The 16,203-nt window shown below is 43.7% G+C and carries 19 protein-coding genes and 1 tRNA gene; all 20 read left to right on the top strand.

The annotated features are described in order from the left end of the window. The first annotated feature begins 202 nt into the window (after nucleotides 1-202). On the top strand, nucleotides 203-352 hold the full coding sequence (locus ARB69_RS26945; protein ID WP_157355726.1) for a hypothetical protein: 150 nt from the start codon (nucleotides 203-205) through the stop codon (nucleotides 350-352). 49 nt (nucleotides 353-401) lie between these two features. Further along, nucleotides 402-474, top strand: a tRNA-Phe gene (locus tag ARB69_RS24100). Between the two features lie 175 nt (nucleotides 475-649). Continuing rightward, nucleotides 650-1,042 carry a hypothetical protein gene (locus ARB69_RS24095; RefSeq protein ID WP_055155245.1) on the top strand — a complete coding sequence of 131 codons (393 nt, stop codon included), beginning with the start codon at nucleotides 650-652 and terminating at the stop codon, nucleotides 1,040-1,042. A gap of 289 nt (nucleotides 1,043-1,331) precedes the next feature. Further along, entirely contained in the window at nucleotides 1,332-2,300 is a 969-nt protein-coding gene (locus ARB69_RS24090) for a hypothetical protein (RefSeq protein WP_242857660.1), read from the top strand. Nucleotide 2,301: 1 nt separating this feature from the next. Further along, complete coding sequence (locus ARB69_RS24085; protein ID WP_055155243.1) at nucleotides 2,302-3,636, top strand: phage portal protein; 1,335 nt, start codon at nucleotides 2,302-2,304, stop codon at nucleotides 3,634-3,636. Then, nucleotides 3,626-5,158, top strand: a complete 1,533-nt coding sequence (locus ARB69_RS25685; RefSeq protein WP_070102553.1) for a minor capsid protein — start codon at nucleotides 3,626-3,628, stop codon at nucleotides 5,156-5,158. The genes ARB69_RS24085 and ARB69_RS25685 overlap by 11 nt, the downstream gene beginning before the upstream one ends. 1 nt (nucleotide 5,159) lies before the next feature. Next, on the top strand, nucleotides 5,160-5,432 hold the full coding sequence (locus ARB69_RS24075) for a hypothetical protein (protein WP_055155242.1): 273 nt from the start codon (nucleotides 5,160-5,162) through the stop codon (nucleotides 5,430-5,432). A 65-nt stretch (nucleotides 5,433-5,497) separates the two neighbouring features. Further along, nucleotides 5,498-5,785: a ribosomal-processing cysteine protease Prp gene (locus ARB69_RS24070; protein ID WP_055155241.1), complete on the top strand. Its 288-nt coding sequence runs from the start codon at nucleotides 5,498-5,500 to the stop codon at nucleotides 5,783-5,785. 101 nt (nucleotides 5,786-5,886) lie between these two features. Continuing rightward, nucleotides 5,887-6,507: a DUF4355 domain-containing protein gene (locus ARB69_RS24065; RefSeq protein ID WP_055155240.1), complete on the top strand. Its 621-nt coding sequence runs from the start codon at nucleotides 5,887-5,889 to the stop codon at nucleotides 6,505-6,507. A gap of 14 nt (nucleotides 6,508-6,521) precedes the next feature. After that, nucleotides 6,522-7,727 carry a hypothetical protein gene (locus tag ARB69_RS24060; RefSeq protein WP_242857659.1) on the top strand — a complete coding sequence of 402 codons (1,206 nt, stop codon included), beginning with the start codon at nucleotides 6,522-6,524 and terminating at the stop codon, nucleotides 7,725-7,727. 18 nt (nucleotides 7,728-7,745) lie between these two features. After that, a complete protein-coding gene (locus tag ARB69_RS24055; RefSeq protein ID WP_055155239.1) occupies nucleotides 7,746-8,081 on the top strand; it encodes a phage head-tail connector protein in 336 nt (111 codons plus the stop codon). After that, a complete protein-coding gene (locus tag ARB69_RS24050; RefSeq protein ID WP_055155238.1) occupies nucleotides 8,078-8,386 on the top strand; it encodes a hypothetical protein in 309 nt (102 codons plus the stop codon). The genes ARB69_RS24055 and ARB69_RS24050 overlap by 4 nt, the downstream gene beginning before the upstream one ends. Further along, complete coding sequence (locus ARB69_RS24045; protein WP_055155237.1) at nucleotides 8,373-8,759, top strand: HK97-gp10 family putative phage morphogenesis protein; 387 nt, start codon at nucleotides 8,373-8,375, stop codon at nucleotides 8,757-8,759. The genes ARB69_RS24050 and ARB69_RS24045 overlap by 14 nt, the downstream gene beginning before the upstream one ends. Then, a complete protein-coding gene (locus ARB69_RS24040; protein WP_055155236.1) occupies nucleotides 8,759-9,160 on the top strand; it encodes a DUF3168 domain-containing protein in 402 nt (133 codons plus the stop codon). Before ARB69_RS24045 ends, ARB69_RS24040 begins: the two co-directional genes overlap by 1 nt. A 13-nt stretch (nucleotides 9,161-9,173) precedes the next feature. Next, nucleotides 9,174-9,683, top strand: coding sequence for a phage major tail protein, TP901-1 family (locus ARB69_RS24035; protein WP_055155235.1), 510 nt, complete (start codon nucleotides 9,174-9,176; stop codon nucleotides 9,681-9,683). Between the two features lie 27 nt (nucleotides 9,684-9,710). Beyond that, a complete protein-coding gene (locus ARB69_RS24030; RefSeq protein WP_025654087.1) occupies nucleotides 9,711-10,121 on the top strand; it encodes a tail assembly chaperone in 411 nt (136 codons plus the stop codon). 29 nt (nucleotides 10,122-10,150) lie between these two features. Beyond that, the gene (locus ARB69_RS24025; RefSeq protein WP_081732992.1) at nucleotides 10,151-10,468 is read left to right on the top strand and encodes a hypothetical protein; all 318 of its coding nucleotides are present in this window, start codon (nucleotides 10,151-10,153) and stop codon (nucleotides 10,466-10,468) included. Between the two features lies 1 nt (nucleotide 10,469). Then, nucleotides 10,470-13,733 (top strand): tape measure protein, encoded by a 3,264-nt coding sequence (locus ARB69_RS24020; protein ID WP_055155234.1) that lies wholly within the window; start codon nucleotides 10,470-10,472, stop codon nucleotides 13,731-13,733. A 9-nt stretch (nucleotides 13,734-13,742) separates the two neighbouring features. Next, nucleotides 13,743-15,278, top strand: a complete 1,536-nt coding sequence (locus tag ARB69_RS24015) for a distal tail protein Dit (protein ID WP_055155233.1) — start codon at nucleotides 13,743-13,745, stop codon at nucleotides 15,276-15,278. Further along, nucleotides 15,278-16,203 (top strand): phage tail protein (locus tag ARB69_RS24010; RefSeq protein WP_174518424.1); only part of this gene is annotated, 926 nt, incomplete at its 3' end. The genes ARB69_RS24015 and ARB69_RS24010, both read left to right, overlap by 1 nt.

Raw genomic sequence — 16,203 nt, 5'->3', positions numbered from 1 at the left:
GTATGAGACAATATAATCTGCCTCTTATAGAGGGGGACGGCATCGGAGATCCGATGTGCAGCGGGACGCCGGGATTATATTGCAGCTCCAATTAAATATAGGTGCATGAAGGAATGGAAGATTGCTTAAAAATGCGCAAACGAAACGGGAATTCCCGTATCGGTAAACATCACGCAAGCCTATAGTGTGAAGGAGATATATTATGAAAACAATTAATAAGAATTGTTATGAAAAAGTTAAACAGAATAAGCAAAGGCAAGTAATGGCAGAAATGGGCACCAGTGCATTTGTGGATAAGAAGTCTAAAAATGCTATTGCAATGCATAAAGCAAAAAGTATAAAGCTGATATAGAAATAAGATAAGAGACACTTCGATGTCTCTTTTTCTATGCAATAAAATCGGGAAGCAAGCTAATCTGGTGAAAGCGTCTGCCTGAAAAGCAGAAGAGCCAGGATCGAAACCTGGGTTTCCCATTACCGGTGTTTTTGTTGCGGTTGTTCGCCGGGCAACTAAAAAACAATAATTTCATAAAGTCATTGTTCGATTTGGTATTACATTGGGCATCAATGTGTCGTAAAGAACCGCAACAGTGCAGGCCGTCACTACCCGGCGGCCTGTATCTCAGAAAAGAAAGAGAGGTGAGCCTGAATGGCTGCATTAAAGAATGCAAGACATGAAAAGTATGTACAGAATTTAATAGCAGGAATGAGCCAGCGTCAGGCTTATAGAGATGCATTCCCGGGATCTAAGAAATGGAAAGATTCAGTAGTGGATAGTCGAGCATCCGACTTGTTTTCTGGTAAGGTTTTGGTAAGGTATAATGAAATTCAAGAGGAGCAGAAAAAAGATGCGCTACTGACCCGCTGGGAAAAGCGGAAGATACTTGCAGATATAGCGAGGGATAATGATAATGCTCCATCAGACCGCACAAGAGCTATTGATACAGATAACAAGATGGAAAATGAATATATCAATAGAGTAGAACTTTCTAAGCCTGTAGACGATACAATTAAGGAATTGGAAGAATATTTCGATGGATAGAGAGGATCTCAAGAAACTGCTAAAAGAGCAGCCCTATAAAATAGGACATTTCGTAGGATTTAAAGACTTGACCGAGTTGCATAACACTTGGTTAAAGTCTTTTTTGTATTCTAAAGAAAATCAGACGCTACTTGCTCATAGAGGTTCATATAAGACAACAGATTTATCATTGTTCCTAGCGATACATCCGATCACACATCCAAACCAGAATATAATTTTTTTTAGGAAGACTGACACAGATGTAATTGAGGTAATTAAACAGTCAGAGAAAATTCTACAATCAGGATGCATGCAGCAGATTGTTAAAATTCTGTATGGAACAAACTTAGAGTTCACCAAGTTCACAGATAGCGAGTTTTGTACAAATTTGTGTACTTCAGCGAGGGGTGTTTCACAGGTGCTGGGACTTGGCATAGGAACATCAATTACCGGTAAACATGCAGACATAGTGGTCACAGACGATATTGTCAACTTGAAAGACCGAATTAGCCGTGCGGAGAGAGAACGCACGAAGATGCAGTACATGGAGCTGCAGAACATCTGTAATCGCGGGGGACGGTTCATTAACACCGGGACACCCTGGCACAAGGAAGATGCAATTTCCATCATGCCGAATGTGAAGCGGTATGATTGTTATTCTACGGGTTTAATTACCAGGGAGAAACTAGAGCAGCTCCGACAGAGCATGAGTGACAGTCTATTTGCTGCCAACTATGAATTGAAGCATATTGCAGATAAGGATGCAATGTTCAAGAATCCGAAGTTCACAGATGAGAAGGAACTGATCTACGGTGGTCTTTCTCATATTGACGCAGCCTATGACGGCGCGGACGGTACTGCATTTACGATCATGAACCGTTTGAAGGATGGCAAGATCATTGGATTCGGGAAACGATGGGACAAACACGTGGATGACTGCCTGAATGAAATTGGTGTATACCATAAGCTGCTACGTGCCGGATCCATCTCATGTGAGAAGAATGCTGATAAGGGATATCTGGCCAAGGAGCTCCGGGGGCTTGGGTATCATGTCAATCCATACAGTGAGTCCATGAATAAATTTTTGAAGATATCAACTTATCTCCGGAGTAATTGGGGAAACATCACTTGGTTGGAGGACACTGATCCGGAGTATATAAATGAAATTTTGGATTACAACGAATTTGCCGAGCATGATGATTCACCGGATAGCGCGGCAAGCCTAATCCGGAAGATGGAAACAAGAGCAAGATACAATCCAGTGAAGGGAGGAATATAAAATGTACAGATTAGCAGCAGAAAAAGAGCTGACCGATGAAAAGCTGGGACAGTTCCTACAACAGCACGCTGAGGAGTCAACGCTTCGTTATAAGCGGCTTCTGGACGCATACATGACGGACTATCCGATATTCTACGAGCCGCCTAAACCCAATTGGAAGCCTGACAATAGGATTGCGGTGAACTTTGCTAAATATATTGTGGATACCATGAACGGCTTCTTTATTGGTCATCCAGTTAAACTTATCGTGGATAAAGGAAATGAAGAAATTGAGAAGTATGTGGAGTTCCTGGATCAGTACAATGACCAGGACGATAATAATGCTGAGTTATCCAAGATATGCAGCATTTACGGAAAAGGATATGAGATGTACTACGTGGATGAGATAGGAAACATTGGTATTACATATCTAACTCCGATGGATGCCTTTATGATCTACGATGATTCCGTGCTCTGCCGGGAACGGTATTTTGTCAGATTATACAGAGACGCTGATGATGTACTACACGGAAGCGTATCGGATGATACGAAAGTCAGGTGGTTTGTCCAGAAAGGAGAGATTATCTGGGAAAAAGATGATAAGATTCATGGTTTCGATGGAGTCCCGGCAACAGAATATGTGGAGAATGAAGAGAAGATGGGAATCTTTGAGCCGGTTCTGACAATGATCGATGCTTACAATAAGGCAATTTCCGAGAAGGCAAATGATGTAGACTACTTTGCAGACGCTTATCTTAAGATTCTCGGGCCGAAGCTAGAAGATGATGAGGTTAAACACATCAGGGATGACCGTATCATGAACTTTGAGGGCGCGATTGATGGAGCGATTCCCGAAGTCGATTTCTTGCAGAAGCCAAACGGAGATACCACGCAAGAGAATTTGATCAACCGTCTGGAAAGACTCATATTCCAGATCAGTATGGTGGCGAATATCTCGGATGAAAACTTCGGAACGTCTTCCGGAATTGCTTTAAAGTATAAGTTACATGCTATGAGCAATCTGGAAAAGACCAAAGAACGTAAATTTGCCAGTGGAATGAATAGGAGATACCGGCTGATATTCAGCAACCCAGTATCACATACAAAAGGAATTAAGGCAGATGATTTCGTAAAGGTGCATCCGCATTTTACGCCGAATTTCCCTGCAAATGTACTGGAGGAAAGTCAGATAGCTGGGAATCTGGAAGGGATTGTATCAAAAGAAACTCAGCTCGGTATTCTTAGCATTGTGAATAATGCGAAAGATGAGATTAATAAGTTGGAGGCAGAATCGTCAGAAAGAGAAACAGATGCGGTTATGAGAAGTATGTTTGGAGTGAACGCAAATGGACAGTAAAGAATACTGGAGAAAGCGAGAAGAGGAGAACCTCAAGCATAACCTAAAGACAGAAGCGGAATACCTGAAAACCATAAATAGCTATTACGATTACATGATGGACCAGATACAGAAGGAAATAAATGGATTCTATGCAAAGTATGCTAAGAAAGAAGGAATTACTCTGGCAGAAGCGAAGAAACGTGTGTCTGAAGCTGATATCAAAGCCTACGAACGTAAGGCTGCCAAATATGTTAAGGAGAAGAACTTTTCAGCAGAAGCAAATGCGGAGATGCGACTGTACAATGCGACGATGAAGATTAACCGGTTGGAGATGCTGAAAGCAAATATCGGCTTGGAACTGGTAGATGGATTTGACGGATTGCAGAAGTATTTCGATAAGATTCTGACAAAACGGACTCTGGATGAATTAGAACGGCAAGCGGGAATCCTTGGAAAGACAATCCATAATAATGCAAAGGCTGCGCATTCGATTGTGAATGCATCATTTCACAATGCAAAGTTTTCTGACCGTATTTGGATGTACCAGGATATGCTGAAAGCGGAATTGTCAAATCTATTGCAGATTGGAATGATACAAGGGAGAAATCCGAGAGTACTTGCAAGGCATCTGGAGAAGAGGTTCGGTGTAAGTAAGGCTGATGCAGAGCGTTTGATGAGGACAGAACTTGCCAGAGTGCAGACGGATGCACAGTTACGTTCATTAAAAGAAAACGGTTTTGACCAGTATGAGTTTATCGCATTAGGTTCTGCGTGTGATATCTGCAAAGAAATTGATGGAAAACACTTCGACATTGATAAAGCACAACCGGGGGGAAATGCTCCGCCGATGCACCCAAATTGCAGATGCTCCGTGGCTGCATGGGAAGACGATGAAGAATATGAAGCATGGCTTGACTTTCTGAATAAAGGCGGAACCACGGAAGAGTGGGAACGGTTGAAGAAGAATAGAAAAACTGTTGAAAAATCTTCTGAAAATGGTACAATAAAATCAAAGAACGCAACGTCTTACGAAGGTATTCCGAAGAAGTGGAAGACGATAGCCTTTGTTGATAATGTGTTGAAAAATACGAATCCGGGATACTATAGCGGAGATGAGAAGTATAAAACAAATTGTACTAATTGCGTTTCTGCATACGAGATGAGACAGCGTGGTTATGATGTAGTTGCAAAAGCATCTACAGGAAATCATTATTTGGAACGGAATCCAGAAGAAGCATGGGTTCATCCGGAAGTAGAGAAACCGGAAGGAAGCGGACTTGAGGATATTCTAAACGCAATGAAACAGTTGCCGGATGGTTCGAGGGTTGAAATTGCTGTGAAGTGGAAAAACAATGCGAGTGGTCATGTTTTTGTTGCGGAAAAGAAGAATGAAAAGGTGTATTTTTTCGATGTTCAGTCGGGTGAAAAACTATCGCCAAAGATATTTGACCGTGTTCAAAATGGAGAAACGCGATTCTGGAGAATTGATAATCTTGAACCATCAGATAGAGGAATAACAGCATGCGAGGTAGGTGAGTAGAATGAAGTTTGAATCAGCTTGTGAAAAAGCAATGGAGTATTTTAGAAAAAATTATGGGGATTCTGGATTTTGCTCGATACGGGATTTAGGAGAATGTTGGCTGTTTGACGGAAAAAATAAAGACGGTCTTGTTGTATATGGAAAACCAGGTATCATAATCAATAAAAAAAGCGAGGAACTGAAGTTGTTTTGCCTGCCGGATGAAAAAAACTTTGAATTAATTGATGGAGCTATCGAGATTGTAGTTCCAGAAAAATATAGAGTAAATGAATAGTAACCACTAGTCAGTATTTTTGGCCGGTGGTATTTTTATGCATATTTTAAGGAGGTTGATATAATTTGATTGCGATAAGCGTCCGTAAGGACGGAATAACCGTTAGCGGTCACGCAGGTTATGCACCGGCAGGTCAAGATATTGTGTGTGCCGGGGTATCTGCTCTGACACAGACATTAATCAAATCCATTGAGGATCTGACATCAGACAAAATCAAATATAAAATATCGCCCGGCGGGGTTGATATAGAATACAGGAATCTATCAGAGAAAGCAAAGACTTTGGTGGATTCCTTTTTCGTTGGCATTCTGATGATTGCTGATGAATTTCCGGATTATGTCCGGGTAATGTGACCAGGCGTGAAGGTCTTAAAACTTTACGGATTGCAGCCAGGCGTGGATGCTATAAGCTACGGAAAACAAAGCGTAAGTTTCAAAAATCGGAGGTAGAAGAAATGAAGTTAAGAGAGTTTATGCAGTTGCAGTTGTTTGCGGATGAGCCAGCACCGGCAGGTCCAGCTTCGCAGGATCCGAAACCGGGTGACCCGGAAAACTCGAAGCCAGCAGATCAAAAACCGGATGACCCATCACATCAACCAAAGTATACGGATGATGATGTGGATAAAATCCTGAGCCAGAAGTTCGCAGAGTGGCAGAAAAAGAAAGAGAAGGAGCTGACGGAGGCGCAGAAGCTTGCTCAAATGGATGCAACACAGAAAGCGGAGTATAAGGCACAGCAAATCGAAAAAGAACTGAATGCGTTGAAAGAGAAGAATACCCTGTCGGAAATGTCAAAAACGGCCAGGAAGATGCTGGCAGAAGAGGAGATTAATCTTCCAGATGAACTCCTTGAACGGCTGGTGTCCACGGATGCAGAGCAGACCAAAACAGCTGTCGAGTCTTTTGCAAAGCTCTTCAAAGACGCTGTGAATGAATCGGTTAAAAATTCATTGAAAGGGCCAGCTCCAAAAACAGGAACGAGCGGAACTACAGTAACAAAAGAACAGATTATGGCAATTAAAAATCCGTCTGAACGTCAGCGGATGATCGCCGATAATATCACATTATTTCAGTAAAGGAGTAAGAAACTATGCATAACATTGAAAAATTAGGGTTGCAGGTATTTGCTGCACCGGACAACATGACGGGGCAGGCACAGATTCAGGTAAGGGCGAGGGAGATTGACTTTGTAACGAGTTTTGGGAAGAACATGCAGGCATTGCTGGATATCTTGGGCATTGTACGTATGATAAAAAAAGAGAATAACTCTGTGTTAAAAATAAAGAAGGTAAGTGGAACGTTGCGGTCGGGAGAAGTCGCAGAAGGTGACGAGATCCCCTTATCACAGTACACTGTGGAAGAAAAAATCTTTGACACAATTAAGATTGAAAAATATAGAAAAGGCGTATCATTGGAGGCAATCGCAGAAAGAGGCTACGAGGCTGCAGTACAGATGACGGACGATGAATTTAAGTCTGACCTGCAGAACAAGGTGACTGACCGATTCTATGCACAGCTTAAGAAGGGATCACTGGTTGGCCACGAATCCACATGGCAGATGGCAGTAGCGATGGCGATCGGAAAAGTGAAAAACAAATTCGAAACCATGAAAAGAACTGCTACTGGAACTGCTGTATGGGTTAATACGCTGGATGTGTACAAGTATATCGGCGCGGCAGATATTACCCTTCAGACTGCTTTTGGTATGAGTTATATCAAGAATTTCCTTGGAGCTGATATTGTGTTCGTATCATCCCAGATTCCGGAAAATACGGTTATTGCTACACCGCTTAACAATATTATTGCTTACTATGTGGATCCGGGCGATTCCGAATTTGTAAAAGCGGGTCTGTCTTATACAACAGATTCGGCTACTGGATTTATTGGATTCCACGCGCAGGGAACGTATGAGAGAGCTATCTCTGATATGTTTGCAATTATGGGCTTGCGTCTTTTCTGTGAGTATCTGGACGCTATCGCATACATTGCAGTCGGTTCTTCTGACACACAGACACTCGGAACCTTGACGTTAACATCTGCGAAGGGAAGTGAATCCGGAAAGACGGCTATTTATGTATCCCCACAGCTCGCGTCTATGAACAACACATACAAGTACAAGACGGCAGCATCTGCAGCTACGAATGTTACCTACGGTATGGATGTGAAGACATGGACAAAGTGGGATGGAATCTCTGAGATTGCCGCGACCGCTGGTCATCATGTCACCGTCGTAGAGTGCGACCAGAACTACAAGGCAGTTTGCTCCGGCGATGTGGTAGCAGACGTAAAGGCTTAAGCGAGGAGGTTGTGATGTATGGCAGTACTGGATGACGTAAAGATTCTTCTGGATATCTCGGAAGAGGAGACGGGTCTGAACAATAAGCTGAATCTGATTATTGAAAATGCTGAGAAGCAGGTGCTGTCATACCTGCCTTCTGGCACAGAGTCCGTTCCTACGGTGCTTGAGTATATTGTCTGCGAAATGGCAGTGTCCAGGTTTAACCGAATTGGAAATGAAGGGATGTCCAGTTACAGCCAGGAGGGGGAGAGCATTACATATGGGGATGACATATCTCCTTATCTTCCAGCGATTAAGGCATGGAACGATATGCAGAAGGACAACACAAAAGGAAGGATGCGGTTTCTATGAGATACGGGACACCGGTTGTTTTTGTAAAAGAGAATGAAAAGCATTACGACCCGGACTCCGGCGAGTGGATAAAAAGCGAGACTGTCCGGGTAAAGAAGTACGCTAACGTAACGCACATGAGTGCAGAACGGCAACAGGCAGTATTTGGTGATGTACGCTCAAACCGTTTCACAGTGCGTTTACAGCGCGCTTATAAGGCAGCCTATGATTATGTTGAGCTTAATGGAAAACGATGTACTGTGGACACTGAACGGTGTCCTAGTGATAAACAGGGCTTGGTGGTGGTGCAAAATGGCGGGAATTAAGATTGTAGGTGTTGAAACGTTACAGAAGCAGTTGAAGAAAAACATGTCAAAAGATGAAGTGAAAAAACTAATAAGACATGACGGTCAGGCGTTACAGCGTAAAGCTCAGAGAGAAGCCGATTTCAAGGGGCATTATGAATGGGAAGCAGGAAAAGGTATGGTATTTAAGCCGGCAACTGGAAATCTGAAAAAACATATTGAATTAGATATTGTGGATGGCGGTATGACGGCAGAGGTATATTCAACAGCAGAATATGCTGGGTATGTTGAGGTAGGTACCCGATATATGGATGCACAGCCGTATCTCAAGCCAGCATTAGAAAAACAAAGTTCCGTTTTTCAAAAGGAAATAAGGAAGTTGGTGGAGGAGTAATGTCGGATATTGTGAAAACAGCAGAACAGGCGATACATGATATCTTGTGGAAAAAGCTGTCTGAAATGGTGGAAGGGAATGTCCATGAAAGCCGCCCTATGACGGATGTAGGATATCCGTTTGCCGACTTCGAGGATTTTGGAACAAGATATGCAGGAACAAAGAGTGGTGCACTTCCCAGTGTTTCTGTAGACATAAATATATGGGATACAGAAGATAACCGCAAGAATGTATCAGACTTATGCGGAAGTGTCTTATATGAGGCAATGACGATGTCCGAGGCCTACGGATTCAGGCCGTCTCTTCGGGTACAAGAGTCTGGCATACGGATTATTCAGGATAGGACAGTAACCCCGCCGATATGGCGAGGAATGGTGAATTTAACATTTGACATTTTATAACAGGAGGTAACACATGAGTGTAATCAAAGGAAAAAGAATTATCTACTTATACCGCATTTTAACAGATGCAGCAACAAAAACAGCAACAGCGATCGCATTCTCCACCGAAAACAGCCGGACTAAATCAAGGGATTCTGATACGGTATCAACTAAAGATGGAACGATCCGCGTACCGGGAGATGTGGAAGTGGAAATTAGCACGACTGCACTCTTTGCGAGCGAAAACGATGAGATGATTGGAAAGTTGGAAAGTGCTATTGACAGCGGTGAAAAAGTAGAGATATGGGAAGTGAATCTGGACAAAAAAGGTACTGAATCTAATGAAAGTAAGTATGCAGCAAAGTACTATCAGGGATATGTTACCAGTTTTGAACTTTCTTCAAATTCAGAGGATCACGCAGAGGCTTCTTTGGACTTCGGAATCGAGGGAACTGGCGCTGATGGGTTTGCAACGGTGACAGATGAGCAGCAGGAACTCGCGTCATATGTGTTCAAAGACACAACAAAGGAAGCAGGGGAATAGGAATAAACATAACAGGAGGTAAGATAAATGAGCGAATTAGAAATGAATGGTAGCATCGTGCAGTTGAATTTTGGAATGGGGTTTTTAAGAAGGATCAACAGAGAAGTGAGTATTCCAGTTGACGGCGCTCCTGGACTTAAGGAAGATGTCGGTTTGAGATATGCAGTTGGTGGCCTGCTTGAAGGGGATGTAAACACACTTGTAAATGTGCTATACACAGCAAATACAAACTGCGAACAGAGAGTGACAAAGGATTTCATAGATAAATTTATTGAAGATGAAACAACAGATATAGATAAGGTGTTTGAGGATGTGCTGGGTTTTTTGAAGAATTCAAATGCTACCAAAAAAGGAACGATATCTGCGATAGAGAATGTAGAGAAGGCAAACAAATTGAGAGAAGCCAAACTGAAAGCACAAATGGAAGCGATGGCGTAAGTATTGAAGAGTTGTACCATGAAGTCGCGGTGAACTGTTTTCGATATTTTGGATTCAAAAGCCTATCGGAAGTAGATAGGCTTACGATTCCAGAATATGAACTTTTGGTAGAGGCATATAGGTTGAAGCTAGTGGATCAAGAACGACTAGTACACTGGCAGGCATTTTTGAATTTTGCAGTTCAAGCCAAGAGGCCTGTCGGAAAACGGAAGGAAAAACCTGTGTATAGCAGTTTTGATAAGTTCTTTGACTATGAAAAAGAATTGAAAAAAGCAGGGACTACGAAGAAAGAAAACCGAGCAAGATTTTCCGGTATTGGAAAACTGCTCAGAAAGGAGGGTACATAATATGGGAGATTTTTCGGTTAAGGCGATACTGTCAGCGGTAGATAAGAATTTTTCATCGACCATGAAAAGTGCCCTCGGATATACAAATAATCTGAAAAGCACACTTACAAGCGGGCTGGGGTTTGGCGTGCTTATGGGTGCCGGTCAAGCAGCCTTTTCAGCAATATCCGGCAGTGTATCCGGACTTGCAAAAGAAACGATAAACACATCAGATTCTATGCAGAAACTACAGCAAGCTATGCGGTTTAGCGGTTCGAGTGAAGCAGAGATACAGAGGATTGCTGGAGCAACAGGGTCATTGAAAACATATGCAGATAAGACGGTGTTTTCACTTCAGGACGTTATGAGTACGTTTGGTGCGTTGTCGGCAAACGGTATTAAGGATGCAGACAAGATGACGGAGTCTGTCGGTAATGCGGTTGCTGTGTTTGGCGGAGGAGCGCAGGAATTCAGCGCTGTCGGACTTGCATATTCACAGGCAATGGCGGCAGGAGCGCTTCATGCACAAGATTGGAACCAGATACTGAATGCAAGCCCTCAGTTGGCAGGCGGACTGAAAAAAGAATTAACAAAACTGAATCCGGTTCTCGGAGAGGACTTTAAAGGCGCGATGGAAGACGGCGCTATAACTGCCGATCTGTTAGGCCAGGCGATGAACAATATTGGAATGACAGATCTAGCAAAAGATGCAGCGCAATCAGTAACTACATTCGAAGGGGCTATGGGGAATCTGGAGGCCACAGCTCAAAGCGGAATGATGAAGCTGTATGACACATTTGCTAAGTCTTCTGTTGTTGATGCAATCAATGGGCTTAATGACAAAGTTGGGGCAGGTTTTGACTGGCTGGCTGAATCCATACCTAAAGCAATTGACAAAATATCTCCATATTGGGAAGTATTAAAAACAAATGCATCAGATATAGGAAAAGCGTTTGGTGATGCGTTCGGGGCAATAGGAGATGCTTTTAAAAAGATCATCGGTGTGTATGATGCAGAGGACGCGATAGATAAGTTTACTAATATAGTTGAATGGGCAAAAGAAAAACTTGTATCGTTTGCCGGGTTTTTAGAAGAGCATGCAGATACCATCGCCACAGTAATAAAAGCTCTCCCCAAATTATTTTTAGCATACAAAGGTTTTAAGGTGCTTAAGGGCATCGCATCTTTTGGTTTTACTGTTTCTGACGCTCTCGAAAGACTGTCAGGCAAATCAAATGACCTCGGAAAAGCAGGAAAAAACGGAAAAAAAGGAACTATGACTCTAAAGAAAGGGCTTGGGTCACTTGCTAAAAGCGCTGGCATTGCACTCATTATCGCGTCTTTAGCCGGATTGGCTCTGGCAATCAAGCCTCTGGCATCACTCGGAACAACAGCGGTTGCTCCGCTACTTGCGTTTGGTGCAGCGGTTGGGGGATTGGCGGTCGTGTTTTCCAAAACAGGAAAGCAACTTCAAAAAAGCTCAAATGGAATTGCCATATTTGCGGGTGCGTTATCTGTTATGGCGTTGGCGATGACACCGCTGGCATCACTTGGAACAACAGCGATCGCACCGCTTGTCACTTTCGGAGTTGTAGTTGGGGGATTAGCGGTCGTCTTCGCTAATACGGCAAAACAACTACAAAAGAGTTCGACTGGAATTATTGTGTTTGCAGCAGCAGTATCTGTTATGGCGTTGGCGATGGCACCAATTGCAGCAGCAGGAACAGAAGGCGCTGTTGCAATGGCGACATTTGGCATTGTTGTAGCGGGCCTCGTAGCAGTATTTGGGTTTTTTGGCAACGCACTTAATGCAGCCATACCGGGGATGTTAGCATTTGGAGCTACCATTTTGATGGTGGGAGCTGGTATGGCGCTGGCAGCTGTATTTATTAATGCTCTTACACCATTTGTAAAGCAATTAGGGGACACTTTTTCCCAGGTGGCTGATGCGATATCTGACGCTATAAGCCAGATAGTGTCCGTTGTGGGAGATACACTATGTAATGTAATGACTACAGCTGGAGACGTAATTTCACAGGTGGTAGATTCCATAAGTGAAGGATTTGAAACAATTGCGGATGGAATAACCAGTGTAATAGATGCAATCAGTGGCGGTTTTTCAAGAGTGTTGGACTCTATTGCGGGAGTTATAGAAAGCGTGGGAACATCGGCCCGTAACGCAGGAGAAGGATTTAAAGCGGTTGCGGTTGGGATCGACATGATTGCAGAATTATCTTTAATTGACATTGCAAAATCACTCGGCGCTGTAGCGCTCGGGATCGGTGAGATATCTACAGCAGGATCAGGATTACCAGAAGTGGCGAACGCAATGCTTTTGATAGTTACCAGCCTTATGGTAGCCACAACCGGTATGATGGCATTTTATAATAGTGCAATTATGGTATCAACTGTAGCAACAAGCCTCCAGACAGCTGTGAATAACATCAAGGCAGCATTTGAAGGATTCGTAATTGTCCCACCAGACATGTCTCCGGTAACGGCGGCGTTTATACAGGTGACTTCGGCTGCAAGAGATACTGTCCCGGCCTTAGTGCAGGCGGGGACACAGGGCGGTGCAGGATTTAGCAGTGGGCTGTTAAATGGATGCAGAATGGCTCAGAACGCTATGAATGTGGCAGTAAAATCTATAATAGCTACGGCACAAACGATTGTGCCGGGACTTACAATCGCAGCCCAGAGCGCAATGAATAGCTTTAACAGAGAACTCTCTGCGGGATTCAAGAACGCCGAATCTATAGCACAAAGTGGAGCAATGTCTATTGTGAGTGCAATGGATGGCGTACCAGATCGAATGTATAGTTGCGGTTATTATATTGGAATCGGTCTTGCTAACGGCATGAGGTCAACATTGGGAGAAGTCCGGGCTGTTGCAACACAACTTGCTGCAGCCGCTGAAGCAGCTGTAATTGCAAAATCTAAGATCGGGAGTCCATCCAGGGTGTTTAAAGAACTTGGTGCGTTTGTTGGCGAAGGGTTCGCGATTGGAATTGAATCCATGAATAGACAGGTTGAAAAAGCAAGCGAAAATATGGTGTCTATTCCCAGTATAGATACTAGACGTGATATAGAAAGGTATTATTCCAAGATATCTGCAAAGCGAAGCCTGAACGATGATTATTCGTACAACCAGACGGTATATGTAAACGCAGAAGTAACTAGCGTTATGGATGGCAAAAAGGTTGGATACGGCAGTGCAAAATATGTCCAGGAAAAGAATAAAAAAGATGAAAAAATAAGAAACCGCATAAATTACGGCAACAGGTAAGGAGGGCAAATGTATAATTTTGTAGACACGGTGGAACATAGCAGCAGTGCAGGCACCCTCCCTGCTGAGGCTGTAAGTGTAAACGGAAAGTATATAGAGAATGTAATACAAGGATATCGGACTATGTATGTTACCGGTCGGGAACTGCTTGAGTCTGAAATAAAAGAGCAACAGATTGGGTATACAGACGGTACAGAATATAAGGGAAAAAGAAATGTATCACGGGTAATTACCGTGACGTATAGGCTTATGGCTAATACCCCAGAAGTATTTAGGGAAAGATTTAATGCGCTGAATCTTGTGCTTAATCAAGAGCAGATGAAATTTGTCTTTAATGATGAGCCTGACAAATACTTCATTGGAACCAAAAGTACTATCGATGAGGTTCCAGGCGGTAGGCTGAACGTAATAAGTAGCTTTGACATTTATTGCGCGGATCCGTACAAGTACTCAGTGGTAGAGAAGACCTTCAATGCTGCCAAAAACAGCAGCGGGATAATGGAGGCAACGATAGTCAACAATGGCACAGAAGCCGTCCCCATAGATTACACCATAACTCACAGCAGCGAAAACGGATACATCGGAATCGTAACCAAAGACGGGGTAATCCAGCTGGGGGATGCAGGGGAGCAGGACGGGGTAACCCGCCAGAGGACAGAGCAGCTTATTAATTACCGTACCCCAGAGGCATACAGTGCCATGACAGACGGTCAGGGGATACTTGGATTTAATTACCTCAAAAACGGCACATTTAAGGTTGTCGGCCCTTACGAGGGGCATAAGTGGCTGGCCCTGGATAATATCGGGAGCGGAGCCGGTACATGGCATGGCGCGAGTAAGATGGTAACCATACCGGCAGACTCCGGGGGCGTTGTCGGGGCGCAAAACTTTTATGTCCAGGCAAAAATCTGGTTTGAGACGGGGACACTTGCGCAAACGGGAATGTTAATGCTGGCGATCGGGGACACAGAGGGGAACCCATTGGCAAGTATCCGGGTGGCAAAGTATGAGCTGGGGAAGAATACGTCCTATGCAATGTTTGACGTGGAAGGCGTGGAAAAACAACGGCTGCCTTTTGATCCGAATTATAAGGGATGCACCACTTCGGATAAAGGGGAAATATACATCCGCAAGTCTGGACAGAAATTTCTATTTTATTTTGGAGGCGGGGTTTATCCGATAAAAGGGAGTCCTGCATCAAAAACAAAGCAAGCGAAATACATAACCATATTCTCAGGACAGCACGGGACAATGAGCAAAAACGCCCTGGTTACCCGGATGTATTGGGACTATCTATTCTTCCGGAAGGATAATGTAAAATACTGGTACGATATCCCGAATCGGTACCAGTCCGGAGACAAAGTATATATTAATGGAGCAGCCAGTAAAGTATACACCAACGGGGTTATCAGCCAGGAGGACGAAATAGTGGGCAGCAATTACCCAAAAGCACCTCCAGGGGAAACTAAGGTGCAGTTTTTGTGTTCGGATTTTGCTGATCCAGTACCTACCATAACAGCCAAGATAAGGGAGGCATATCTATAATGGACAACATTAGGATAGCAGTATTGAGCGCGTATGATGATATACGCGCTTTTTTAGATAATGAGGCCCCGGATGCAATGCATTATTACAACGATGAGCTGCACGAGTATCTTAAAGGGGCTGCCAGTACATACACATTCAAGACGGATGCACAGCATCCGGAGTCAGTAAGCCTGGTGGAAGGCAATAAGCTGTCGTTTAAATGGAGAAAGAAGGATTATTATTTTAATATTGTGCGTGTTGTACGAGATGAATACGAGGTAGAAGTTGAAGCGTACAGCCTTAATCTGGAACTGCTTAATGAGCGCGTGGACGCTTACAAAGCGGCAAAAGCCATGAAATTTTCGGAGTATCTGAATGTATTCGATTTTGAGAAAGTCCTGACCCTCAATATTAATGAGGTGGCAGACAAGACCATAACACATGAGTGGACTGGATCGGAAACTGTGCTGGGCCGCATATACTCCCTGGCAACGGTGTTTGACGCGGAAGCTGAATTTATTACGCAGCTTAATAACGATTACTCCCTCAAAAGGATCGTTTTGAACGTCTACAAAAAGAATTCTGACACTGATCAGGGGATGGGCCGGGATCGTACAGACATGATACTGCGGTACGGAAAAGAGGTATCTGGGATCACCAAGACCAGCGATATCACAGAGCTGTACACGGCAATCAGACCGACCGGCAAAGATGGCCTGATGGTGACCAATCTGGACAAAACAGAGCGTGACGCAAAAGGCAATATAGAGTATCAGTCCCCGAAAGGTGATGGATGCATCCGGGCGGTACAGGCCCGCGACCGATTCCCCAGCAATACTGCCAGCACTGACCGGTATAGCACGGTAGACTGGACATACGATACAGACAACGTCAATACTTTATACGGGCAAGCCCTGGCGGAACTGAAAAAGAACTGCGTACC

It is taken from the genome of Faecalicatena contorta (assembly GCF_001404335.1).
Lineage (GTDB): Bacteria > Bacillota > Clostridia > Lachnospirales > Lachnospiraceae > Faecalicatena > Faecalicatena contortus_B.
The sequence above is the reverse complement of the archived record's forward strand: the minus strand, read 5'-3'. Positions and strand labels throughout refer to the sequence as shown.

Coding starts and splice junctions, on each gene's coding strand:
- ARB69_RS24020 (WP_055155234.1), top strand. CDS start 10,470: ATGGGAGATTTTTCGGTTAAGGCGATACTGTCAGCGGTAGATAAGAAT.
- ARB69_RS24040 (WP_055155236.1), top strand. CDS start 8,759: ATGTCGGATATTGTGAAAACAGCAGAACAGGCGATACATGATATCTTG.
- ARB69_RS25685 (WP_070102553.1), top strand. CDS start 3,626: ATGGACAGTAAAGAATACTGGAGAAAGCGAGAAGAGGAGAACCTCAAG.
- ARB69_RS24095 (WP_055155245.1), top strand. CDS start 650: ATGGCTGCATTAAAGAATGCAAGACATGAAAAGTATGTACAGAATTTA.
- ARB69_RS24060 (WP_242857659.1), top strand. CDS start 6,522: ATGCATAACATTGAAAAATTAGGGTTGCAGGTATTTGCTGCACCGGAC.
- ARB69_RS24030 (WP_025654087.1), top strand. CDS start 9,711: ATGAGCGAATTAGAAATGAATGGTAGCATCGTGCAGTTGAATTTTGGA.
- ARB69_RS24035 (WP_055155235.1), top strand. CDS start 9,174: ATGAGTGTAATCAAAGGAAAAAGAATTATCTACTTATACCGCATTTTA.
- ARB69_RS24045 (WP_055155237.1), top strand. CDS start 8,373: ATGGCGGGAATTAAGATTGTAGGTGTTGAAACGTTACAGAAGCAGTTG.
- ARB69_RS24085 (WP_055155243.1), top strand. CDS start 2,302: ATGTACAGATTAGCAGCAGAAAAAGAGCTGACCGATGAAAAGCTGGGA.
- ARB69_RS24015 (WP_055155233.1), top strand. CDS start 13,743: ATGTATAATTTTGTAGACACGGTGGAACATAGCAGCAGTGCAGGCACC.
- ARB69_RS24090 (WP_242857660.1), top strand. CDS start 1,332: ATGCAGCAGATTGTTAAAATTCTGTATGGAACAAACTTAGAGTTCACC.
- ARB69_RS24065 (WP_055155240.1), top strand. CDS start 5,887: ATGAAGTTAAGAGAGTTTATGCAGTTGCAGTTGTTTGCGGATGAGCCA.
- ARB69_RS24055 (WP_055155239.1), top strand. CDS start 7,746: ATGGCAGTACTGGATGACGTAAAGATTCTTCTGGATATCTCGGAAGAG.
- ARB69_RS24050 (WP_055155238.1), top strand. CDS start 8,078: ATGAGATACGGGACACCGGTTGTTTTTGTAAAAGAGAATGAAAAGCAT.
- ARB69_RS26945 (WP_157355726.1), top strand. CDS start 203: ATGAAAACAATTAATAAGAATTGTTATGAAAAAGTTAAACAGAATAAG.
- ARB69_RS24075 (WP_055155242.1), top strand. CDS start 5,160: ATGAAGTTTGAATCAGCTTGTGAAAAAGCAATGGAGTATTTTAGAAAA.